This is a genomic window from Streptomyces sp. NPDC088707, from assembly GCF_044752725.1.
Classification (GTDB): domain Bacteria; phylum Actinomycetota; class Actinomycetes; order Streptomycetales; family Streptomycetaceae; genus Streptomyces.
Window position 1 is genome coordinate 394406 of sequence record NZ_JBIVLV010000001.1, and the last position, 22814, is coordinate 417219.

Here is a 22814-nt window from a genome sequence, read left to right on the forward strand (position 1 = left end):
CGATGGTGAGCGTGCCGCCGAGTTGGCCGGTGCGGGTCCGATGAAGAAGAGCGGGACCGCGCCCCAGCCGAGGCACGGAGCGAGCAGGACCAGCGCCCTCCAGACGCCGCCACGACCGCCCCCGGCCGGACGTGGCGGCGCTTCGTCGTGGCGTACGGAGACGGGTTCCCAGGCCTGGGTCGGGGCCGGGGTGTCACGCGGCGAATCGTGGGGTCGGGGTCCGGTTCCAGAGCATGCGGGACCAGGGGAGGGCGAGTTCGGTCTGGTCGGCGATGTCCCGGGGGGCGAGGTGGGCGAGGGGTGTCGCTTCGCGGTGGCGCGTGTAGACGGTGTCGGTGTACCGGTGGCCGGTGTCGGGGGCGATGAAGAGGACGGTGCGTTCGGGCGCCCGGTCGTGTTCGTGGCGGGCGGCGAGGTAGGCCGCGCCGGTGGACAGGCCCGCGAAGACGGCGTGGCGGCGCAGGAGGTCGACGGCGCCTGACAGGGCGGCGTCGAACGAGATCCAGTGGAGGGTGTCGTACAGCTCGTGGGACACGTTGCCGAAGGGGATGGAGCTTCCGATGCCGGCGATGATGATCTCGGGGTCGGAGGTGTGCTGGGCTCCGAAGGTGAGGCTGCCGTAGGGCTGGACGCCGACGAGTTCGACGTCGGCCGGGGCGGCGCCGGTCCGGACCCCGGACGGGCCGCCGGTCGGGGCGGTGCTCGCGGCGGTGCTCGGGGCCGGGTTGGTGGTCGGGGCGTGGCCTGAAGCATGCCCTGGCAGGTCGCCCGGGGCGTCGCGCAGGTAGCGGGTGAGGGCGCCTGTGGAGGCGCCCGAGCCCACTCCGCCGACGACGGTGAGCCGCTCCGTTCCCGTCTCCTCGCGGATGCGGTCGGCGATGGCACGGTAGCCGAGGTAGTGGATGTCGTCGTGGTACTGCCGCATCCAGTGGTACTCGGGGTGTGCGGCGAGGATCTCGTGGATCCGTTCGACGCGTCGCTTCTGGTCGAGTTTGAGGTCGTCGCAGGGTTCCATCTGTTCCAGCGTGGCGCCGAGTACGGCGAGTTGGGTACGCAGCGTCCTGTCGACGGTCGTGGAGCCGACGACGTGGCAGTGCATGCCGTGCCGGTGACAGGCCAGGGCGAGGGCGTACGCGTAGATCCCGCTGGAGCTGTCGAGCAGCGTGTCCCCGCGGCGTACGACTCCGGTGTCGAGGAGGTGGCGTACGGCGGCGAGCGCGGAGACCACCTTCATCGTCTCAAAGCGCAGGCAGACGAGACGGTCGTCGAGACGTATCAGGTCGGGCCGGCCGATCGCCTCGGCGACGTGCTGGTCCATCGAGCGACTCCTTGGTGGTGAACGTGCGGGTGGTGGGGATGCCGTGGGTGTTCAGGGCGTGGCGGCAGGCGCGTACGCGATGACGCAGGTCCCCGGGTCCGGCCGGGTCGAACAGGACGCCTGCCACGGCCCCGCTGTGCGCGATCTGCACGCCCGCTGCTCCGAATCGTCGGGCGATCGCGGTCAGCGCATCGAACTCCGGGTGATTCAGGACCTGTTGGGCGCGTCGAGCACTGGCCGTGGCGACCTGCCCCAGGAGTCGTCCGTCCCCCGTGGCGATCGCCCGGCGCAGGAGGGCACGCAGCCGCTCGTACTCCCGGACGTCGGCGTCGGTGGCCTCCCGTACGGGCAGGGCGAGGGTGTCGACGGGCGCTCCCCCACCGAGGACGCAGCCCACGACGGCCAGGGGCGGGAGGGCCGGACCCAGGACTTCCAGGACCCGGCCCTCCCGATGGGCGAAGAGGACCGGGCGGGCGTCGAGCATCAGCGGGTCGCTGGCCCGTTCCGCGCGGACGGCGAGGCGGGCGACGGCGTCGGGGGTGAGGCGCAGCCCGTACGAGTCGGCGACCGCGCGGACCGTCGCGATCACGTCGCTGGTGGAGCTGCCCATGCCCAGGCCCACCGGTACGTCGCCGGTGAGCCTCAACTGACCTCCGCTGGGCGGCAGTCCGGCCCGGCGCGCGCACTCCGTCACCGCGAGGCCCGCGGCGCGCGCGGCTTTCCCCCGGTCGGCGGGGACGACCGTGAGCGCCTCGGGCGGCGTACCCGGCCGAAGGACGAACTCGGCCCGGCTGCCGGGGCCGGCCAGCGGGAGCGTGACGAGGCCCGCGCACCTGCGACCTTCGGCGTCGAGGAAGACGCCCTGGAGGAGTTCGCCGTGATGGCAGGGGGCGTGGCCGGTGCCGGTGGCGGGGCCGGAACCGGTGGGGTGGCCGGTGCCGGTGGCCGGGACGGCACCGGCACCGGTCTCGGCGTGGAGCCCGGCCGCGTGACTCGTCCGTGGAGCACGGGCCCGGCGCGTGGCGGGGGTCATGCGGCGGCCACCGTGCGGTAGCGGTACAGGACGGTCTCCTCGGCGCTGAACTGGGAGAAGGGGAACGGCTCCGCCGACAGGGCGGTCACCCCCGACCCGAGGAAGGCACGGGCGACGGCGCTGCCGCTCTGCGCGTACACGATCAGCGGGATGCCACGGTGGCGGCATCGCTCCAGGATCGTGTCGAACGAGCCGTTGCTCAGGGTCATTCCCGTGGCGACGACCGCGTCGGCGCGGTCGAGCACCTCGTGCATGTCGTCGGTGACGGGGTCGCCCCACTGGGTCGCCTTGAGGTTGAAGTCGCAGGGCAGGGGCTCGCCGCCACGCTCGCGGATCGCCGCGACCAGCGGGTTGACCACGCCGATGAGGCCCACCTTCGCGCCCTCCTCGATGTCGAGCAGGCCGGCGATGGCCGCGTCGCGGGCCGTCGCGCGGGTCTCCGGCGTGCCGCTCGGGAGACCCACCGGCTCGGCGTCCCCTGCTTCGGCGGCGACCCTGTGCGGTCGTGTGTGGGCGAGGTAGGCGTCGAGGGCGGCGATCCGCAGGGGGCGCGGGGCGTCGCGCAGCAGGACGTCGAGCGGTGCGCCGGAGTGGTCGCGGCAGATCGCCGGGGTGAGTTCGCCGGCCTCGAACGCGCAGCCGCCGAAGGTACCGCCGACACGGACCAGCACGTACTGGTTGAGGTAGGTGGTGTCGCCGCCGGCCAGGCGGGTTCCGTGGTGGATCCAGAACACGCTGGTCGCGATGAGTTCGGCGGGGAGCGGCCCGTGTTCGCCGGCCAGGGCGGCCGCGATGAGTTCGTCGACGGCGGGCGACGGCAGGACGCGGGCGGGCAGGGGGACGCCGGGCTCGGGCTCGGTGTGCGGGGAAGGGGCAGTGGACGTGGTCAAGGTCGGGTCCTTTCAGAGGTGGGTGGGGGCGTCGGCACGGGTGCGCCGAGAGGACGGCGGTAACTGACGGTCGGGTGCCCCAGGGCGTCGGTGGTGAGTTCGGCGTCGACTTCGAACACCTCGGCGAGCCGGTCGGCCGTCAGGACGGTCTCGGGAGGGCCGGCCGCGACGAGTCGGCCGTGGTGCAGCAGCAGGAGCCGGTCGCAGTAGCGGGCGGCGAGGGACAGGTCGTGCAGCGCGACCAGGACGGTCCGGTCGGTGCCGGTCAGGAGCTCCATCAGTTCGAGCCGGTGTTTCACGTCGAGGTGGTTGGTGGGTTCGTCGAGCAGCAGTGCGTACGGCTGCTGGGCCAGCGCGCGGGCGATGTGGGCGCGCTGGCGTTCGCCGCCCGACAGGGCCTTCCAGGAGCGTCCGGCGAGCGCGGTCAGGCCGACGACCTCCAGGGCGGCGGCGATCACCGCCCGGTCGGTGTCGTCCGCTCCGCGCCAGCGGTCCCGGAACGGGGTGCGGCCGAGGCTGACGACGTCGGCGACCCGCAGATCGCTGTCGGCGCCCGAGTCCTGCGCGACGAAGGCGACATGGCGGGCGATCCTGCGCGCGCTCCACTCCCCCACCGATGTGCCGTCGTACCGGACCGAGCCCGCGTCCGGGGCTCGGAGCCCGGCCAGGCAGCGCAGGAGGGAGGACTTGCCGGAGCCGTTCGGGCCGAGGAGACCGACGGTCTCGCCGGAGGCGATGCTCGCGCTGACCTCACGTACCACCGGTGTGCCCGCCACCGACCAGCTCAGGTTCTCGGCGGCGATCCTCACAGTTCGCCCCTCCTGCGCAGGACGAGCAGGAAGAGCGGTACGCCGAGGAGTGCGGTGATGACGCCGACGGGGACCTCGCGGGGTGCGAAGGCGATCCGTGCGAGCGCGTCCGTCCAGACGAGGAACACCGCGCCGGCGAGCGCCGCGTACGGCAACAGCACCCGGTGCAGCGGTCCGACGAGAAACCGCACCCCGTGGGGCACGATCAGCCCGACGAACCCGATGGCGCCGACGGTGGCCACGGCGACCGCGGTGAGCGCGGCCGTCACCACGAGCAGCAGCATCCTGGTGTGCCGAACGCCGATCCCGAGGGAGGCGGCGGTGTCGGTGCCGAAGGCGAGCCCGTCGAGGGCACTCGAACACAGCCACGCCACGGCCAGGCCCAGCGGGGTGACGATCGCGCAGACCACGACGGTGCTCCAGCGGGCCGGGGCCATCGAGCCCAGCAGCCAGTGCGTGACGGCCCGCGTCGTGTCCGCGTCCGCCGACGCCATCAGGATCAGCGAGGTCAGCGCGGTGAGGAGCTGGCCGACGACCACGCCGGTGAGGACGATGCGGACGGAGTCGAGGCCGGTACGTCTCAACAGCAGGAGCAGCAGTGCGAAGGAGAGCAACGCGCCGACGAGCGCGCCCCCGGTGACCCCGAGTGTGCTCGCGCCGATCCCGAGGACGACGACGGCGACGGCTCCGGCCGACGCGCCGGAGGAGACGCCGAGCAGGTAGGGGTCGGCGAGCGCGTTACGGGTGACCGCCTGGAGCACCGTGCCGCACACGGCGAGCGAGGCGCCGACGAGCGCGGCCATCAGGACGCGCGGCAGGCGCAGGTCCCAGATGAGCGAGTCCACCAGCGGGGGCAGCGGCTCGACGTCCAGGCCGATGTGGGTGGCGAGGGCGCGGGCCAGGTCGGCCCAACCGGTGTCGGCGGTGCCGACGCGGACGGCCGCGGCGATGGAGGCCACGAGGGTGGCCGTGGAGAGGAACAGGAGGAGGGAGCGGGGGACTCCGGGGCGAGAACCTTCGGAGCGAGAACCTGCGGGGCGGGGGCGTTCGGTCCGCGAGCCCACGGGGACAGGGCCTCCAGGGCGGGGTGCCGTGGGGTGGGGTGCTGTGACCTTGCGGGGCCTGCCGGTTCGGCCGCCCGGCGTCGGCGGACCCGGCGTCAGGTGCCCGGGGGTGGCGGCCTCCGCCGTACGGCCGCTCTCGCGGGCCGTCGGGAGCAGGAGGTCGGCCGGGCTCGTTCCGGGGGGCGGGTCAGCGGGCATGTCCGAGGTCCTTCATGCCCTGGGCGAGCAGTCCGAGGGCGTGTACGGAGCGGACCGACGGGTCGAGTTCGATGCCCGGCACTTCGAGGATCCTGTCGTCGCGGACGGCGGCCAGCCGCGAGATCACCGGGTGCGCCGTCATCGTGGCCCGCTTCTCGGCGGCGCTGTCGCCGGGGCGGCCCCGCTCGGAGAGGTCGCCGATCACGATGAAGTCCGGGTCGCGCCGGGCGACTTCCTCCCAGGAGACCTCGGGCCAGTCCTCCTGGACGTCGTCGAAGGCGTTCTTGGCGCCGACGATCCGGCTCATCTCGCTGGGCAGGCCGGTCCTGCCCGCCACGTACGGCATGCCGTTGAAGACGGAGTAGAGGTAGACGACGGTCGGCCGGTCCGCGCCCCGCGGCTCCTTCGAGGCGTTCGCGCCCGCCCTGGCGACCGCGGCGCGCTGGTCCGCCGCGAGCTTGCCGGCGCGCTCCTCGGCACCGAAGAGCCTGCCCAGGTTCTCGTAGTCGGAGAAGAGCAGCTCGAAGGGGGTACGGCCGGGCGGGTTGTGCTGCGGGCAGTCCACGGCGCTGACGAAGGTGGGGACCTTCAGGGCGTCCAGCTCCTCGCGGGTGCCTGCGCGGTCCTTGGTGTAGAGGTCGGCGGAGCCGGCGACGACGAAGTCGGGAGTGGCGGCGCGCAGTTGCTCGCCGGTGGCGATCTTCGGGGCGATGACCGGGATCTTCGCGTACGCCTCCGCGTACGGGGCGGGGATCTTGGTCTTGAGGTTGGCCGTGCCGGCCATCCGGTCCTGGAGCCCGAGTTCGAGCAGGGTCTCGGTCGAGCTCTGGTCCAGGGCGACGGCCCGCCGCGGCGGCCCGGCGAGCGACATCTGGCGGCCGCAGCTGGTGACGGTGACGCCGGTGCCGGCCTTCGAGGTGGGACGTGCGGCGGGCTCGGCGTCCGCCGCCGACCCGCCGCCGCCTGCGGCGGAGCAGCCGGCGGTGGCGAGGGCGAGGGTCAGGGCGATACCGAGACGGACGGGGTGGCGCATGGGTTCTCCGGTCTGGGAGGGACGGGCATGGGTGTGGTCGTGCACCGGGCAGGAGTGCCGCGTTCGAAGGGTACTGTAATGGCAATCATTTTCATTAAGGAACCCGGGGGCGGTTCACCGACCCGCTCCCCCGCCTTCGAGGAGCACCACACCGTGGCCACCACACCCGCGCCCGCAGCGGCCAAGTCCCCCGCCCCGCCCCCGCGTTCCGTCCTGCTGGACGCCGCGTTCCTGCGCCTGTGGGCGGGCACCACCGCGTCCGGCCTCGCGACCTGGGCCCTGCCCTTCGTCCTCGGGCTCGCCGTACTGCACCGCGACCTCGGCGCCGCGGGACTCGGTCTCGTCCTCGCCGCCCGCACCGCCGGATTCCTCGCCGCCGTCGCCGTCGGGGGCGTACTGGCCGACCGGCACTCCCGCCGCGCCGTCGTCCTCTGGTCGGCCCTCGCGGCGGCGGCCGCCGCGCCCCTGCTCGCCGCGGGCCTCGGCCGGTCGCTCGCGCTGATGACGTTCGCCGCGGCCCTCGCCGGCGCCGGGCAGGGCGCCTGCCGGCCGGCGTTCCAGGCGCTCACGGCCGAGACCGTCGAACCCGCGCGACGCCAGCAGGCCAACGCCGCCATGACCATGGCCGTACGCGGCTCCACGCTCGCGGGACCCACCCTGACCGCGCTGCTCGCGGCCTTCCTCGACGTCCGTACGCTGCTGCTCGGCATCGGGGCGCTGTGGCTGGTCGCCGCGCTGGCACCGGGCAAGGGTGGCGTCGTGGCGGCGACGGAGACGGGCCCGGTCGTCGAGGCGGGTCCGGCCGCGGATTCGGGTCCGGCCACGGAGGCTGGTTCAGGTACGGAGGCTGGTGCAGGTACGGAGACGACCACGGAATCCGTCACGGGTCCGTCCCCGCGTACCGGGTTCCGCGCGGAATTCATGGAGGGCATACGGGAGGCACGCCGCCACCCGTGGTTCCTCGCCGGACTCGCCGCCTTGGTCGCCGTCATCGCGCTCGGCTACTCGGCCACCAGCGTCGCGCTGCCGCTGATCAGCCGGGACCGCTACGACACCGAGTGGGTTCTCGCCGCGGCGATGACCGCGTACACCGTGGGCGCCCTCGGAGGGGCTCTCGTCATCGCCCGCCTGCGGCCCCGCTCCCAGGGCTGGGCGGCGTTCGCCGGGCTCGGCGCGTACGGTGTCGCGCCGCTGAGTCTGATGCTGCCGGTACACCCGGCCGTGGTCGTCGCGGCGTACGCCGTCGCCGGGATCGGCATCGAGCTGTTCAACGTGCCCTGGTTCACCGCCACCCAGCGCGAGGTCGCGCCGGACAAACTGGCCCGCGTCTCGTCACTGGACTTCCTGGTGTCCTACGGGCTCGCACCCCTCGGCCTCGCCCTGATCGCGCCCGCCATCGACCACTTCGGCGTCACCCCGGTCCTCGCCCTGTGCGCCGCCGCGTGCTTCCTCGTACCGGCGGCCGCTGCACTCGTGCCCACGGCCCGCCACTTCGCGCGTACGGCCCCGACGGAGGCGCGGACCGACTGACCGGCGACCGGCCGGCCGACCCGGGAGTCTCGGACAGGACGCACACGAACGACGCCGACGCCCCCTCACGGGGGCGTCTTGGCGCGATGTCGGCCGGGCTCAGGCGAGGGCGGTGACCAGCAGAGTGAAGGCGGCGATGATGACGGCGACGCGGACGTAGTGGTAGCGGTTCCAGCGCTGCAGCTGCTCCTTCCAGTCGGCGGGCCGGTTGTCGGGGGTCCAGGTCTTGTTTCGGTTGTTGATCGGGACGAGCAGCAGGATCGACATGACCACGCTGAGGATCAGCAGCCCGCCGGCGGTGACGACGATCCCAACGCCGTGGTGATGCCGTCCGGCGACGGCCCAGATCGCGACGAGGACGAGCGAGCCTATGTACCAGACCGGCATCAGGGCGCCGAGCATCCGGCCGCCGTGGGCGTGGCCGAGCTGACCACTGTCCTCGGGAAGCGCGTCCAGGATCCGGTTCATGATGAAGGCGACGGAGAACTCCACTCCCACCATCAGTCCGACGACCACGGTGGTGAAGACCTCGAGTGCGTTGAGCATGATGACCCTCCTGGGATCTAGCGCCGCTAGCTGATGAGGCAACGCTAGTACTACTGCCGCTCGGTTGTCTAGCAGTGCTAGAATTTTCCCATGTCGGTACAACAACGCAAGGAACGCGAACGGGCCGAGCGCGAACGTCTCATCGTGGCGACGGCCCGCGAACTCGCCGAGCAGCAGGGCTGGGACGCGGTCACCACCCGCCGCCTCGCCGAGCGGATCGAGTACAGCCAGCCCGTCCTCTACAGCCACTTCCGCGGCAAGCGCGAGATCATCGGCGCCGTCGCCCTCGAGGGCGCCACCGAGATGGCCCTCGCGGTGCGGACCGCGGCCGCCGCCGCGGACGGGCCCCGCGGCCGGGTCGCCGCACTCGCCCACGCCTACCTCGACTTCGCCCAGCGCAACCCGGCGGTCTACGACGCCATGTTCCACCTCGACGGCGGCCTGGCGTTCGCGCACGAGGACACCCCGGAGCCACTCAAGGACGCCTTCGCCGCCCTTCTGGAAAGCCTCGGCGAGGTCGCCGGGGACGGCGTCCACCCGGGGCTGTTCACCGAGGTGTTCTGGGCGGCGCTGCACGGGCTGGCCACCCTGACAAGGGCGGGACGCCTGCCGCCGGAGCACACCGAAGGGAGGGTGGAACTCCTGGTGGACCGACTCGCCGTCACCTGACACGCCGTCCCTGCGACGAGCACGTCGGGTTCGGCCGCGCGCGGATCGCCGCGCCGCGGCGGGAGAAGGCAGCCGCCCGCCTCCCGGCCGATCCGCAGCGGCGGTCGGGGAGGAGGCGGGCGGGAGGACGAGGGTGAGGCCGACGCGGTGTGCCGGGCAGCCGGCCACGGTTCAGGCAGGCAGCGACCGCCCGTTCGGGTCGATCTCCGCGAGCAGCCGCCGCGCCGCCGTCGTCGCGCCGTCCGTGTCGATCGTCGCCGCCACCGCCCGGGCCCGTGCGCGGGTCTCCGCGGTCAGGGCCGTTTCGAGGCACGCCAGGAGGGAGGCGACGGTCGGGGTCGGGCCGTCGTGCGCCACGCCGATGCCGAGGCCGACCACCCGACCCGCCCAGTACGGCTGGTCCGCGCCCTGGGGCACCACCACCTGAGGCACGCCCGTCCGCGCGGCCATCGTCGTGGTGCCCGCACTGCCGTGGTGGACGACGGCCGCCACTCCGGCGAACAGCGCCTGCTGGTTGACCTCGCCGACGGCGAAGCAGTCGTCCCCGTCGTCGATCAGGTCCAGGCCGGCCCAGCCGTGGGCGAGGATCACGCGGCGGTTCTGTGCGCGGATCGCCTCGACCGCCACCCGGGCCGTGTTCTTCGCGATGTCGGCGCCCATCGGCGTACTGCCGAAGCCCACGTACACCGGCGGGGCGCCGGCGTCCAGGAACTTCACGAGGCCGGGCGGGAGCGGGCGGTCGTCCGGTCGTGTCCACGCGCCCGTCTGCACCACATCGAGACCCGACGAATCCGGCCAGGGGCTCAGGACCGGGTCCGTCGCCAGCCACGGCCGGGCGGTGAAGGCGTAGTCGCGGACATGGTGCACCGGCGGCAGGCCGATGGCCGCCCGGTGGGTGTTGATCTCCGCGCCGAACATCTCGTTCGCGTTCCTGGCGTCCAGTTCCCAGAGCTCGCGGTTGTCCTTCACTCCCGGCGGCAACGGCCGGCCCCGCCTTGCGGGCGGCGGCTGGTGCGGCGAGGGCAGGATGACCGGCTGATGGCTCGCGTGTACGTAGCGGATGCCCAGCTTCTCCGCGACCGACCGCGCGCCGGCCGTCACCGGCAGCGGACCCGTCGCCACCAGCGCGTCGCATCCCTCGGCCGTCGCGGCGACCGTGCCGAACTGGGCGGCGATCAGCTCCGCCGCCCGCTGCGCCAGGCCCACCGTGGACCCCGGTTCCACCGAGGCCACCATGGGACGCACAGGCCGGCCCACCGGGACCGGCGACACACCGATGCCGGCGAAGAGGTCGACGAACTCCTCGTCCGGCGGTGCGCACACCCGGACCTCCGCACCGAGTTCCCTCAGCCGCACCGCGAGTCCCACCATGGGCTCGACGCTCCCGCGCCCTCCGTAGGTCGACAGCACCACACGCATCCCGCAGCTCCCTGTTCCGTCTCTCGGTCAGAACGCCCTGGCGTTCGGTCGGTGATTCTGCGGCATGCCCCCGGCCTTGCCACAAGTCCCCCGCCCACCGGTAAGTTGATCATGAGGGCGCCGGCAGGTCCCGGTCGTCCGGCGCCCTCCCCCCGCGCGGCTCGTCAGTTCTCGTCGTCCGCGAAGGCGGTGTCGGGGATCCATGAGCCGTGGATGCCCGCGGTGACACGACGGGGCAGCTGGACCGTCGCGATCCGGTCAAGGCCCGAGGCGTCCAGGACCAGGAGTTGCGAGGCGTCCTGCTTGAGGTCGGAGACCACCGTGAGCAGGTAGCCGTCGTCCTCCCGGGTGCCCCCTGCGGCCTGCACGAAGACCGCCTCGCTCGGCAGTCGCGCGTCGCCGACCTCATGGATGCTCCGCGTACCGGTCGTACGGTCGTACTTGACGATCCCGTAGCCGCCGAGGCCGTTCTGGTCGGGGAAGGACACCGCGTACTGGTAGCGGTGCTCCGTACCGAGGAAGTCCTCGTTGAGGGTGGGGAACTCCACCGCCAGGTCGTCGATGATCTGCTCGTCGACGCTTCCGGTCGTCAGGTCGATCACCCATCGCCGTGTGGAGGAGCGGGTGTTGGGCTCCGTTCCGCGCCCCGGGGCGCCGACCCACCAGTTCCAGGAGAGTCGGAATCCCTCGCGGTCGACGGTGGGACCCTCGAGGACGATGCGGCCCCTGTCGTCCTCGTAGGCGTTGGCGGCGTGCAGCATGCTGCCGGGCTCGACGGGGAACCAGCGGATGCGCGCCGCGCCGTCCGCGCCCTTGGGCATGACGCCGATCCGGGCGGGCTGGGCGTCGTTCCACGCGTAGGGGATGCCGGAGTGCTCGCTCGGGTCGAAGGACACCGTGCCCTCGACGAAGACGACGTGGTGACGGGTGAGTGCGAAGTCGTGCTTGAGTGCGGCCGTGGCGCCGGGGACCTCGACGCTCCGGGTGATCGTGCCCTTCGGGTCGGCGACGTAGTACATGAGGTACGGAGGGAAGGGCGAGGAGCCGAAGAAGTGCAGTTCCCCCGTGACCGGGTCGGTCTTGGGGTGCGCGGTCATAGCGCTGCGCAGCCTGCCCCCGAAGTCGTAGGCGCCGACGGTGTCCAGATCACGGGTCAGCTCGAACGGGACGTTGGCCTCGCACAGGGCGAGGAGCCGTCCGCCGTGCTCGATGACGTGTGTGCCTGCGGTGCTCGCGGTCAGGTCGGGACCCGTCTCGGTCATGTACGGGGCGCCTTCCAGCGCGGGAGTGTGCACCCAGCGGTTGCGGTACCACTCCGCCCGGCCGTCCTGGAGCCGGATGCCGTGGACCATGCCGCTGCCCTTGAACCAGTGGGTGGGTGTGACGCCGGGCTTCGGGTTGTGGCTGTTGCGGATCAGCCGGCCGGACAGCTCCGGGGGCAGGCTGCCTTCGACGGTCAGCCCGGTCGCGGTGATCTCGTCGACGGCGGGCGTGTAGTGGCCGGTCAGGTAGGGCTTGCTGGTCATGGCTGGAACCTCGCTTCTCGGTGTGTCAGGTCGTGTCTCGACGTGCGGTGCGGGGCGGTGCGATGAGATGCGGTGCGATGAGTGGGGGTGCGGGGTCGAGCGGGGCCGTACGGCCTTACAGGCCGCGTTCCGCACGGGCCTTCAGGGCGTTCAGCCAGCTCCGCAGGGAGTGGTCGAGGGCATGGCCGAGCTCCTCGGTCGCGGCGTCGACGGGTGCGCCGCTCCACGACTCCTCGGTGCGGACGGTGACCCGGTCGCCGGTCCGCTCGAAGGTCCACACGTGGATGCCGGTGATGCCGTCGGCGGGGCCGCCCCACACGATCCGCTCGCCGGGGACGAGTTCGGTGACCGTGGAGGTGATGTCCAGGCCGTGGGTCCTCCAGGTGAAGGAAGTGCCGCTTCGCAGAGGGCCGTTGAGAGTGGCCTGGTCGACGTCCGCGTTCCAGGTCGCCCAGGCGTCGATGTCGGTGTGGAGCTGCCACACCCTCTCGACCGGAGCGTCGATCACGGTGGACAGACGGACGATGACGGGCGCGTTCTCGTCGATGGTGTGCATGGTGGGTCTTCCTTCTCTCGTGAGGGGTCGTGCGTGGGGAACGGGGCTGCTGTCGCGGTCAGGACGTGGGCGTCAGAGGGACGGGCATCGGGCGGCGGCTCGCTCGGCGGGCGAGGATCAGGGCCAGGACCGCTGTGACCGTGAGGACGGCGGCCGAGACGGCGAATGCGGTGCGGTAGCCGGCGGTGAGCGCCTCCAGGTGCGGTCGGCCGCCGTTCTCCGCATGGGCGGTGACGGAGCCGGCCACGGTGGCCAGCGCGGCGAGGCCGATGGCTCCGCCCATCTGGCGTGTGGTGTTCACCAGGCCCCCGGCCAGGCCCGCGTCGGTGCGTGGGACGCCCTCGACGGACAGGGCGGTGAGCTGGACGAAGGCGATGCTCAGACCGAGCCCGATCAGCAGGCTCGGGCCCAGGACGTCGACGGCGTAGCTGCCGTCGGCGCCGATCCGTGCGAGCCACAGCAGCCCGCCCGCCTCGGTGAGCAGGGCCGCCGTCACGGTCGCCGACGGTCCGATCCGTCGGGCGACACGCGGGGCCGAGGCCGAACCGAGCATGATCGCTCCGGCCAGCGGCAGCTGACCCAGACCCGTCGCCAAGGGGCTGGAGCCGAGCACGTGCTGCTGATAGAGCGGCAGGAAGAAGAACAGGGCGATCCACACCGACCCGAGGAGCGCCATGAGCGCGTTTCCGGTTCCCACCCTGGCGTCGGCGAACAGCCGCGGCGGCAGGAGGGGGTGGGGATGCCGTCGCTCGATCAGGGCGAAGACGACGAGGAGTACGGCGGCGATTGCAAGGGTTCCGAGCACCTGGGCGTCCGCCCAGCCGAAGCGGCGGGCGTCTGTCAGCCCCCAGACCAGGGCGGTGAGCGCGAGCGTCACGCTCGCGGTGCCGGGCAGATCGAACCGGCCCCGCTTCGGCTGCTCGTCGCCGGACAGGGCCGTCGGCTCACCGTCGGACGGGGGTGTGACGGTCACGGCGACGGCGCCCAGTACCAGCAGCGATCCCCCGGCCACCGCGTGGAAGATCCACGGCCAGCCCCACGCCTGCGTCAGAGCGCCGCCCAGGAGGACACCGGCCGCGCCTCCGGCTCCGGAGACCGCACCCCAGACCCCCAGCGCCCTCCCCCGTTCCGGACCGGGCGGGAACAGCCCCGTCAGGAGCGCGAGCGCCGCGGGGGCGACGGCCGCCGCCCCGAGGCCCTGCACGGCGCGAGCGGCGATCAGCACCTCCGGCGTGTTCGCGAGTCCGGCCGTGAGTGACGCCGCCCCGAAGAGGCCGAGTCCCGCGAGCAGGACCCGCCGGCCGCCGAGGAGGTCGGCGGCGCGGCCGCCGGCCAGGAGCAGCGCGCCGAAGGCGAGACCGTAGGCGTTGACGACCCAGGTCGTCCCGCTGTCCGACAGGCCGACTCCGGCCCGGATCTGAGGCAGGGCCACGTTCACGATCGACGTCGCGAGCATGACGGTGAACTGCGCGCCCGCCAGTGCCACGAGCGCGGCCCAGGGGCGCGGGGTGATGGTTCCGGGTGGCTTCTGCACGACAAACTCCCGCCTCGTCGAGCTCTCGCGAGCTCATTGTGTGGTCAACCACTCACATGCATGCCCGAAAAGCGGGCGGGGCCGCAACGCCCCGCCGATCGCTCCCCGCGCACCGGTCACTCACGGGCCCGCCGAAGCGGGCCCGGGGTCAGTAGTGCCTGATGCCCGCCGCGAGCGTCCGGCTCCAGGGGGCGTCCACCTCGCCCGCCCCCATCGACACGATCAGATGGCACAGCGTCCCCAGCGCGAAGAACTCCTGGACCTGCCGCTCACTGCCGCCCGAGGCGCCGCGCACGTACTCCACGAGACGGGCGTAGCCCTGCCGCACGGCCTCGCGTACGGCCGGCTCGGACGTCGCGGCCGCCTGCGCCTGGAGCTGCACGAGCATCAGGTCGCTGTCGCCCTCGCTGCCGCTGATCAACCTGGCGTACGAGTCCCCCATGGCCGACAGGACGACCTCCGGAGTACTGCCCTGCGCCTCGGCCGCAGCCCGCTCCAGGCTGGCGCGCACCTGGACGAAGCTGTGCTCCACGACGGCGACGAACAGCGATTCCTTGTTCGGGAAGAGCCGGTAGACGTAGGCCTGGGAGATGCCCGCGGCCTTGGCCACCTCGGTCGTCGTGGTGCCGAAGTAACCGCGGGCGGCGAAGGCGCCGATGGCGGTACGCAGCACCGTCGCGCGGCGCTCCTCGGCGGTGGACAACTGGCGGGGGCGTTCTGGCTTCATGTGAGTACTTAACCACTCACACTTTGTCGGCGTCAAGCGTGGCCGCGTCGGCCAGGCCTCACCGCGTCGCTCAGCAGTCGCCCCGCAGCTCAGCCGTCGCTCCGTCGGTCAGCCGTCGCCAAGCCCTCCTCACCTCGCCCCGCCGAACCGCACCCGCACCGTCAGCCCGCCGCCCTCCGGGTTCGGGAACGCCTCCGCCGTCGCGCCGTGGGCCCGGGCGATCGACTCGACGATCGAGAGGCCGAGACCCGCGCCCTCACCAGGGCCGTGGGTGCGTTCCGTCAGGCGGCGGAAGGGCTCGAAGAGCAGCGGGACCGTCTCGGGCGGGACCTCGGGTCCGGTGTTCGACACCTCGACACCTCCCGGACCCGTACGGACCTCGACCCGGCCGCCGGGGGCGTTGTGGCGTACACCGTTCACGACCAGGTTGTGCACCAGGCGGTCGAGGAGCACGGCGTCGCCGTCGACCGTCAGGGGCAGGGCCCGTACCGACACCGTCACCTCGTGGTCCGCGGCCTCCGCCGCCAGCGCGTCCGCCGCCTGCCGGGCCACCTCGTGCAAGGCCACCGGACGTCGCTCCCGGAGCCCCTGGTCGGACGCGGCGAGCAGCAGGAGGCCCTCGATGATCCGTTCGCTGTCGTCCGCGACCTCGATCAGCTTCGCCCGGATGCGGGCGACGCGCTCCGGAGAGGGTTCCCCCGCGAGCCCGATCTCGGCTGCCGCGCGCTGCACGGCCACCGGCGTGCGCAGCTCGTGGGCGGCGTTCGCGGCGAACCGCTGCTGGGCGGAGACCAGCCCCTCCATGCGGCCGAGCATCCCGTCGAAGGTGTCGGCGAGTCGCTTCAGCTCGCCCGGCGGCCCGTCGAGCGCGATCCTCTCGTGCAGGTTCTCGCCCGACAGCCGGCGGGCCGTCTCCGTGATCACGGCCACCGGCCGGAGCACCCGGCCGGCCATCCACCACGCGAGCACGACGGAGAGCACCGCGTACACGAGGAGCACGATCAGCGACACGGTCAGAAGGCGTTCCAGCGCCGCCGACTCCGCCGCGCCGCTCACCGACCGCGTGATCGCGAGCACCTCGCTGGGGAGCCGGGTGGCGCCGCTCGGGGCCGGGCTCGCGGGGAGCGGGCTCACCGGTTGGATACTGGCCGGGAACGGACTGGCCGGAACTGCGCTGGTGAGCGCGGACGGATACGGGCTCGGCAGCTCCTCCAGCCGTTGCGCCGGTACGGTCCCGGTGACGGCCAGGCTGATCGACGAGTACAGGCCCTCCTTGACGAGGAAGTACACGACCCCCGTCAGCAGGGCGCCCGCGAGCAGCAGAAGTCCCCCGTACAGGGCGGTCAGCCGCGCCCGCTCCCCCGTCATGAACTGATGCATGACCTGCTTCCTGACCCGCTTCACGACCTGGCTCACGACCTGCTTCCTGACCCGATCCGGTAGCCCGAGCCCGGGACCGTCTCCACGACCGGCGGCTCGCCGAGCTTCGCGCGGAGTTTGCTGAGCGTGACCCGGACCGCGTTCGTGCGGTAGCTGGTGTGCTCCTCCCAGACCTGCTCGATCAGGTCCTCGCCGCTGACCACCGCGCCCTCGGCCCGCAGCAGGGCCTCCAGGACGGCGAACTCCTTCCGTGACAGCTGCAGATGGCGGCCGTCCCGGCTGGCCTGGCGGCGGGCGGTGTCCAGGACGATCCCGGCCCGCTCCAGTACGGGCGGCAGGGCGGGCCGGGCACGCCGGCCCAGTGCCAGGACACGGGCGAGCAGCTCGTCGTACGCGAAGGGCTTGGCCAGGTAGTCGTCGGCACCGAGGCCGAGGCCCTCGACCCGGTCCCGTACGGTGCCCGCCGCCGTCAGCATCAGCACCCGGGTCATCAGCCGCTGTTCGACCACGCGGCGGCAGACGTCGTCGCCGTGCACCCCGGGCAGGTCCCGGTCCAGGACGAGCACGTCATACTCCCCCAACTGCATCTTCCGCAGAGCTTCGAGGCCGTCGGCCGCGACGTCCACGGCGAGCGCGTCGCGGCGCAGCCCCTCGGCGATCATCTCGGCGAGAAACGCCTCGTCCTCCACCACCAGTACGCGCATGCCCCCTGTGTATCCGAAAGCGACCTTTCGCCGGTGTAAACGAAACCGCTGAGAGAAACGAAACACCCCTTCGCGGCACGCTCCACGCCATGACGATTCGACGGATCACCCGGGCCGCCGCCGCCACCTCCCTGGCCGCCGCCCTCACCCTGCTCGCCACCGCCTGCTCGGGACCGGGCTCGGACACGGGCAGCTCCGGGAGCGGGAAGGACGGGAGCGTGAGCGACGAGGGAAAGAAGGCCGACCAGGCCTTCGAGCACCGCAAGTGCCTGCGCGAGCAGGGTCTCGACGTGCCCGAGCCGAAGCCCGGCGAGCAGGGCGTCGGGCTCACCATCGGTGGTGACGGCATGTCGAAGGAGAAGATGGAGAAGGCGTTCAAGGCCTGCCAGGGCAAGGCCGGCGGCGCCGGCTTCGGCAAGGAGCCGACGCAGGCCGACAAGGACAAGGCGCTCGCATACGCGAAGTGCATGCGGGAGAACGGCTTCAACATGCCCGACCCCAAGTTCGACGGCGGGGCGCAGGCGGCCATGCCGATACCGCAGGGCGCGGAGAAGCAGAAGTTCGACAAGGCCGCCAAGGCGTGCGAGAGCGTGGCCCGATGAGCGGCGGCGAGCGGCCGATGGCCCGGCGCCGGCTGGTGCTCGCCCTCGCGGCCATCGTCGCCGTCGCGGGCGGCGGCGCGGCGGTCACCGCCGTGTCCGCGCCCGACAGGGCGGCGGACGGATCCGGTGGTGCCACCGACGCGAAAGGCCTCCCGGCCGCGACCGCTCCTGTCACCCGGGGCGACCTGAGCAACAGCTCCCAGCAGGACGGCACCCTCGGCCACCTCGGCGAGCGCAAGATCAACGCGGGTCCGGCCGGGGTCCTCACCTGGGTCGCGGCGGCCGGCTCGGTCGTCGGGCGGGACGAGCGGCTGTACGAGGTCGAGGGCGGCCCGGTCCGTCTGATGTACGGCGCCGAGCCCATGTACCGGACGCTCAAGACCGGTGACAAGGGCAGGGACGTGCGTCAGCTGGAGGAGAACCTCGCCGCCCTCGGGTACGTCGGATTCGACGTCGACGAGGAGTACACGGCGAAGACCGCCGCCGCCGTGAAGCGGTGGCAGAAGTCCCACGACCTGAAGCAGACCGGCACCGTCGGCCCGGACCAGATCGCGTTCGCGGGCAGCGCGGTACGGGTGAAGGAGGCGGGCGGCGCGCCCGGCGACCGGACCGCGCCGGGCAGTCCTGTGCTCACCGTGACCGGCTCCGAGCGGGTCGTACGCTTCGACATCCCCGTGGCGGAGGCGGAGTCGGCGAAGACCGGGACGCGGGTGAAGGTCCGGCTGCCGGACGGTACGGAGCTTCCGGGGAAGGTGTCGGCCGTCGGGAAGACCGCGTCGGCGGGCGACGATCCGCAGGACCGGACGCCGAAGATCTCCGTCACGGTCTCCTTCGACCAGCCGGAGAAGGTCAAGGGCATCGACCAGTCCCCGGTCACCGTCGACCTCACGGGCGAGACGCGCCGGGATGTCCTGACCGTACCCGTGAACGCGCTGCTCGCCCTGCCCGGCGGCGGCTTCGGCGTCCAGGTCGTCGAGAACGGAACGGCCCGGGACCTGGAGGTCGAGCTCGGCATGTTCGGGCAGGGCCGGGTCGAGGTCAGGGGCGAGGGGCTGCGCGAGGGCATGAAGGTCGGGGTGCCGTCCGCATGACGACGACCTCGGCCATGGCCACGAGCTCGACCCCGACGCCCGGAGGGACGCCGACACCGGTCGTACGCCTCCGCGGAGTCACCAAGGAGTACGCGGGCGGGGTCCGTGCCCTCGACGGCGTCGATCTCACCATCGGGGAACGGGAGCTGCTCGGCATCGTCGGGCCGTCCGGATCCGGCAAGTCGACGCTGCTGCACATCGTCGGCACCCTGGACCGGCCGAGCGCCGGCACGGTGGAGATCGCCGGGCACGACATCGCCTCCCTGTCGGACCGCAGGCTGTCGGCGCTCCGCGCCCGCCGCATCGGCTTCGTCTTCCAGGCCTTCCATCTGGTGCCCGGCGTGGGCGCGCTGGAGAACGTGGCCGAGGGGCTGCTGTACTCCGGGCTTCCCCGTGCGCGACGGCGCAGGATGGCCGCCGACGCGCTGGCCCGGGTGGGCCTCGCCGACCGGATGAAGCACCGGCCGCACGAGCTGTCGGGCGGGCAGAAGCAGCGTGTCGCCATCGCGCGCGCGGTGGTCGGCGAACCGGCTCTGCTGCTCGCCGACGAACCGACGGGCGCGCTGGACTCGGCGTCCGGGGAGGCGGTGATGACGCTCCTGCACGAACTCAACGCGGAGGGCGCGACGATCGCGGTCATCACGCACGACACGGAGATCGCGGGGCGGTTGCCGCGGCAGGTGCGGATTCGGGACGGGCGGGTGGTGGAGGACACGTCGCTCGCGTCCGGCGGGGCCGGCGTCTCTGATGCGGCTGGTGCGGCTGATGCGGCTGATGCGGCTGATGCGGCCGGCGTCCCCGGTGCGCCGGGTGCGCCCGGTACACCCGGTGCGGCGGATGGCTCGGGTGACGGAAAGGTCGCGGCCTGATGTCCCGCACGAGGAAACTCACGGCCGCTCGGCTCGGTCCGCGGGACGTCCTTCACGTCGGCTCGGCCGGGCTGCGGAGCAGACCCGTACGCGTGGTGCTCTCGGCACTCGGCATCGCCATCGGGATCGCCACGATGATCGCGGTCGTCGGTATCTCCGCCTCCAGCCAGGCCCAACTGCTGCGCCAGCTCGACGCGCTCGGCACGAACATGCTGGTCGCCAAGCCGGGCGAGGGCATGTTCAGTGGGCAGGAGGTCAAGCTGCCGAAGGACGCGGTGGGGATGGTCGGCCGGATCGAGGGAGTGGAGGAGGCCGCCGGGACCGGTGACCTCAGGAGCTCGGTGCGCCGTTCCGAGAAGATCCCGGAGGCCGAGACCGGCGGGATCGCGGTGAAGGCGGCGACGGAGGGACTCCTCGACGTCCTCAGGGGCGAGCTCGCGTCCGGCACCTGGCTGAACGCGGCCACGGGCCGCTACCCGTCCGTGGTCCTCGGCCATGTCGCCGCCGAGCGGCTCGGGATCACCGAGCCGGGCCGGCAGGTCTGGATCGACGACCGGTACTTCACGGTCATCGGCATCCTCGACCCGCTGCCGCTCGCGCCCGAGATCGAGCGGTCGGCGCTGGTCGGCTGGGCGGGCGCGGAGCGACTGCTGGGCTTCGACGGACATCCGACGACGGTGTACGAGCGGTCCACCGACGCGTCCGTGGAGGACGTGCAGCGACTGCTCGCTCCGACGATCGATCCGCAGAACCCGCAGAACGTGTCGGTCGGCGATCCGTCGTCGGCGCTCAAGGCCAAGGCGGCGACGGAGGGCGCGTTCTCCACGCTGCTCCTGGGGCTCGGGGGGATCGCGCTCCTGGTCGGCGGGGTCGGCGTCGCCAACACGATGATCATCTCGGTCCTCGAACGCCGCCACGAGATCGGTCTCCGCCGGTCCCTGGGCGCGACCAGGGGCCAGATCAGGATCCAGTTCGTGACGGAGTCCCTGATGCTGTCCGGCCTCGGCGGCCTCGCGGGTGTGGCGCTCGGCGGGGCGGCGACGGGGGTGTACGCGTCGACGGGCGGTCTGCCATGGGTCGTACCGCTGTGGGCGGTGGGCGGCGGCTTCGCGGCGACGCTCGCGATCGGCACGGTCGCGGGCCTGTACCCGGCGGTCAGGGCGTCACGCCTGTCTCCGACGCTGGCGCTCGCGACGGCATAGGAACGCCGGGGCACCGACACGCGGTTGCTCGGCATGTCCCCGGGCCGTCCGGCTCCTCCGCACGCCCGCGCTCCTCCGCACGCCCCCGGCCGCCCGGCTCACCGCCGGGCGGCCGGGGCGTAAGCGCGGCCGGGCGTCAGCGGGCCGGTCGGCCCGGGGCGTCAGAGCGGGCGGGCGGCCCGCGGCTCAGAACGGACGGGCATCCCCTAGCCTGCCCTGCATGCCACGGGCATCCTCTAGCCTGCTCTGCATGCCCGACGACACCGCGCACGGCGCCCGGCGTGACGACCGACCTGATGCGTCCCGGCGCGTGCGGCTGAGCCGGACGTTCGACGAGGACGCGGAGTTGTACGACCGGGCCAGGCCGGGCTACCCGCCGGACCTGTACGACGACCTCGCGGAGCTCGGCGGCGCCGGCCCCGGCAGCCGCGTACTGGAGATCGGCTGCGGAACCGGCCAAGCCACCCTGCCGCTGGCCGGGCGAGGCTTCCGGATCACCGCCGTCGAAGCGGGACCGAGCATGGCCGCGGTCGCCCGCCGCAACCTGGACGGGGTCCCGGAGGTGGAGGTCGTCACGGCGGACTTCGAGAGCTGGCCCCTGCCGGACGACTCGTTCGACGTGGTCTTCGCAGCGACCGCCTTCCACTGGATCGACCCGGCGGTGCGGATGACGAAGGCCGCCGAGGCACTCCGTCCCGGCGGGGCGCTCGCCGTGGTGCGGACCCAGCACGTGAACGGTGGTACCGAGGAGTTCTTCGTCGAGGTCCAGCGCTGCTACGAGCGCTTCGATCCGGACACCACACCCGGGACACGACCTCCGGAGGCCGCCGACGTCGACGGCTCGGACCACGCCGGGGAGGTCGCGCGGTGCGGTGCGTTCGGACCCACGGCCTTCCGCCGCTACGAGCAGGACCTCACCTACACCACGGCGGAGTACCTGGAGTTGCTCCAGACCTACTCCGGCCACCGCGCTCTTCCGGAAGCTGCCAGGAACGGACTGCTGGCCTGCGTGGCGGGCCTGATCGACGGGCGGTACGACGGCCGCGTGACCAAGCGGTATCTCATCGAACTGGCGGTCGCGCACCGGCGGTGAGGCGGTCGGGCGCACCGTGGGACACAAACACGGTGCCGGGGACGCCGGCCCGCTGTGATACTCCTCCGATGATCAACGTGCCTGCCGCCGCCCTCGACTCCCTGCACGGCCTCGCCTTCGGCGACGCCTTCGGTGACCGATGGTTCGGCATCCTGCGCCGGGAGGGCCCTGCGGCCCTGGAGACACGGACCCCGCCCCCGGAGCCGCTGTGGCAGTGGAGTGACGACACCGCGCAGGCGCTCGTGCTCGTCCGGGAGCTCGCCGACGGTGGCGGCGTCGTCGACCAGGACCGTCTCGCTCGGGGCCTCGCGGCGGCCTACGCCGATGACACCCACCGCGGGTACGGGGCCTCGATGCACGACGTGCTGCGTCGGATCGGAGCGGGCGAGCCCTGGCGGGAGGTCGTCGCCGGGCAGTTCGGCGGTCAGGGCTCCTGGGGCAACGGCGCGGCCATGCGCGTCGCCCCGCTCGGTGCCTGGCACGCCGCCGATCTCGACGTCGTCGTCGAGCAGGCCGCCTGCCAGAGCACGGTCTCGCACCACCATCCGGAGGCGGTCGCCGGGGCGGTGGCGGTCGCGGTCGCCGCCGCGCTGGCGACGCGCAGCCGGGGCGGACCCGCTCCGGCGCGGCCGGAGTTCCTGCGGGACGTCGCCGCCCGCCTCCCCGACAGCGACGTCCGGTCGGGTCTGCGCATCGCGGCCCGGATGCCGGAGCGCACCTCGGTACGGCACGCCGCGGAGGTGCTCGGTTCCGGTTACCGGATGTCCGGGCCCGACACCGTTCCCTACGCGCTGTGGTGTGCGGCGGGGCACCTCGACGACCTGCATGAGGGCCTGTGGGTCACGGTCGGCGGGCGCGGTGACATCGACACCACCTGCGCCATCGCGGGCGGCGTGATCGCCGCCCGGACGGGGGTCGCCGCCCTCCCGCCGGCCTGGCACGCGGCTCGTGAACCGCTGCCGTCGGACATCCCGTGACGGCGGGTCCTGTCCCCCGGTGCCGCGCGAGGTGAGGCCCCTGG

22 protein-coding genes are annotated in these 22814 nt (G+C 73.0%); 8 read left to right on the forward strand and 14 right to left on the reverse strand.

Annotation, left to right across the window (positions count from 1 at the left end):
• Positions 1-193: 193 nt before the first annotated feature.
• From ACIP84_RS01915 to ACIP84_RS01940, 6 genes are all read right to left on the reverse strand, one after another.
• On the reverse strand, positions 194-1318 hold the full coding sequence (locus ACIP84_RS01915) for a pyridoxal-phosphate dependent enzyme (protein ID WP_401793359.1): 1125 nt from the start codon (positions 1316-1318) through the stop codon (positions 194-196).
• The gene (locus tag ACIP84_RS01920; RefSeq protein WP_401793362.1) at positions 1239-2351 is read right to left on the reverse strand and encodes a GHMP kinase; all 1113 of its coding nucleotides are present in this window, start codon (positions 2349-2351) and stop codon (positions 1239-1241) included. Before ACIP84_RS01920 ends, ACIP84_RS01915 begins: the two co-directional genes overlap by 80 nt.
• The gene (locus ACIP84_RS01925) at positions 2348-3172 is read right to left on the reverse strand and encodes a Rossmann-like domain-containing protein (RefSeq protein WP_401795599.1); all 825 of its coding nucleotides are present in this window, start codon (positions 3170-3172) and stop codon (positions 2348-2350) included. The genes ACIP84_RS01920 and ACIP84_RS01925 overlap by 4 nt, the downstream gene beginning before the upstream one ends.
• Positions 3173-3237: 65 nt before the next feature.
• Positions 3238-4050 (reverse strand): ABC transporter ATP-binding protein, encoded by an 813-nt coding sequence (locus tag ACIP84_RS01930; protein ID WP_401793365.1) that lies wholly within the window; start codon positions 4048-4050, stop codon positions 3238-3240.
• The gene (locus ACIP84_RS01935) at positions 4047-5009 is read right to left on the reverse strand and encodes a FecCD family ABC transporter permease (RefSeq protein WP_401793368.1); all 963 of its coding nucleotides are present in this window, start codon (positions 5007-5009) and stop codon (positions 4047-4049) included. The genes ACIP84_RS01930 and ACIP84_RS01935 overlap by 4 nt, the downstream gene beginning before the upstream one ends.
• Before the next feature lie 292 nt (positions 5010-5301).
• Positions 5302-6345: an ABC transporter substrate-binding protein gene (locus tag ACIP84_RS01940; RefSeq protein WP_355967531.1), complete on the reverse strand. Its 1044-nt coding sequence runs from the start codon at positions 6343-6345 to the stop codon at positions 5302-5304.
• Between the two features lie 153 nt (positions 6346-6498).
• Here ACIP84_RS01940 and ACIP84_RS01945 point away from each other — a divergent pair, with 153 nt between their 5' ends.
• On the forward strand, positions 6499-7875 hold the full coding sequence (locus tag ACIP84_RS01945) for an MFS transporter (protein WP_401793371.1): 1377 nt from the start codon (positions 6499-6501) through the stop codon (positions 7873-7875).
• Positions 7876-7974: 99 nt separating this feature from the next.
• Here the strand turns inward: ACIP84_RS01945 and ACIP84_RS01950 are convergent, their stop codons facing one another.
• A complete protein-coding gene (locus ACIP84_RS01950) occupies positions 7975-8421 on the reverse strand; it encodes an anthrone oxygenase family protein (protein ID WP_401793373.1) in 447 nt (148 codons plus the stop codon).
• A gap of 90 nt (positions 8422-8511) precedes the next feature.
• On the opposite strand from ACIP84_RS01950, the gene ACIP84_RS01955 reads away from it, so the two are divergent.
• Positions 8512-9090, forward strand: coding sequence for a TetR/AcrR family transcriptional regulator (locus tag ACIP84_RS01955; protein ID WP_401793376.1), 579 nt, complete (start codon positions 8512-8514; stop codon positions 9088-9090).
• A gap of 171 nt (positions 9091-9261) precedes the next feature.
• Here the strand turns inward: ACIP84_RS01955 and ACIP84_RS01960 are convergent, their stop codons facing one another.
• From ACIP84_RS01960 to ACIP84_RS01990, 7 genes are all read right to left on the reverse strand, one after another.
• Positions 9262-10509 carry a glycosyltransferase gene (locus ACIP84_RS01960; protein WP_401793377.1) on the reverse strand — a complete coding sequence of 416 codons (1248 nt, stop codon included), beginning with the start codon at positions 10507-10509 and terminating at the stop codon, positions 9262-9264.
• A 164-nt stretch (positions 10510-10673) separates the two neighbouring features.
• The gene (locus tag ACIP84_RS01965; protein WP_401793380.1) at positions 10674-12035 is read right to left on the reverse strand and encodes a carotenoid oxygenase family protein; all 1362 of its coding nucleotides are present in this window, start codon (positions 12033-12035) and stop codon (positions 10674-10676) included.
• A 115-nt stretch (positions 12036-12150) separates the two neighbouring features.
• Entirely contained in the window at positions 12151-12591 is a 441-nt protein-coding gene (locus ACIP84_RS01970; RefSeq protein ID WP_401793383.1) for an SRPBCC family protein, read from the reverse strand.
• A 58-nt stretch (positions 12592-12649) separates the two neighbouring features.
• Positions 12650-14125 (reverse strand): MFS transporter, encoded by a 1476-nt coding sequence (locus ACIP84_RS01975; protein ID WP_401793386.1) that lies wholly within the window; start codon positions 14123-14125, stop codon positions 12650-12652.
• Between the two features lie 148 nt (positions 14126-14273).
• The gene (locus tag ACIP84_RS01980; protein ID WP_355967549.1) at positions 14274-14852 is read right to left on the reverse strand and encodes a TetR/AcrR family transcriptional regulator; all 579 of its coding nucleotides are present in this window, start codon (positions 14850-14852) and stop codon (positions 14274-14276) included.
• Between the two features lie 129 nt (positions 14853-14981).
• A complete protein-coding gene (locus ACIP84_RS01985) occupies positions 14982-16220 on the reverse strand; it encodes an ATP-binding protein (RefSeq protein ID WP_401795602.1) in 1239 nt (412 codons plus the stop codon).
• Positions 16221-16264: 44 nt separating this feature from the next.
• Positions 16265-16936, reverse strand: a complete 672-nt coding sequence (locus tag ACIP84_RS01990) for a response regulator transcription factor (protein ID WP_355967551.1) — start codon at positions 16934-16936, stop codon at positions 16265-16267.
• An 89-nt stretch (positions 16937-17025) separates the two neighbouring features.
• Here ACIP84_RS01990 and ACIP84_RS01995 point away from each other — a divergent pair, with 89 nt between their 5' ends.
• The 6 genes from ACIP84_RS01995 to ACIP84_RS02020 all read left to right on the forward strand — a co-directional run bounded on the left by ACIP84_RS01995 (position 17026) and on the right by ACIP84_RS02020 (position 22770).
• Entirely contained in the window at positions 17026-17538 is a 513-nt protein-coding gene (locus ACIP84_RS01995; RefSeq protein WP_355967554.1) for a hypothetical protein, read from the forward strand.
• Positions 17535-18629 carry a peptidoglycan-binding protein gene (locus ACIP84_RS02000; RefSeq protein WP_355967556.1) on the forward strand — a complete coding sequence of 365 codons (1095 nt, stop codon included), beginning with the start codon at positions 17535-17537 and terminating at the stop codon, positions 18627-18629. The genes ACIP84_RS01995 and ACIP84_RS02000 overlap by 4 nt, the downstream gene beginning before the upstream one ends.
• Before the next feature lie 14 nt (positions 18630-18643).
• Complete coding sequence (locus tag ACIP84_RS02005) at positions 18644-19498, forward strand: ABC transporter ATP-binding protein (RefSeq protein ID WP_401795605.1); 855 nt, start codon at positions 18644-18646, stop codon at positions 19496-19498.
• Entirely contained in the window at positions 19498-20700 is a 1203-nt protein-coding gene (locus tag ACIP84_RS02010) for an ABC transporter permease (protein WP_355967562.1), read from the forward strand. Before ACIP84_RS02005 ends, ACIP84_RS02010 begins: the two co-directional genes overlap by 1 nt.
• 250 nt (positions 20701-20950) lie before the next feature.
• A complete protein-coding gene (locus ACIP84_RS02015; RefSeq protein ID WP_401793391.1) occupies positions 20951-21793 on the forward strand; it encodes a class I SAM-dependent methyltransferase in 843 nt (280 codons plus the stop codon).
• Positions 21794-21861: 68 nt separating this feature from the next.
• Positions 21862-22770 (forward strand): ADP-ribosylglycohydrolase family protein, encoded by a 909-nt coding sequence (locus ACIP84_RS02020; protein WP_401793394.1) that lies wholly within the window; start codon positions 21862-21864, stop codon positions 22768-22770.
• Positions 22771-22814: the final 44 nt, after the last annotated feature.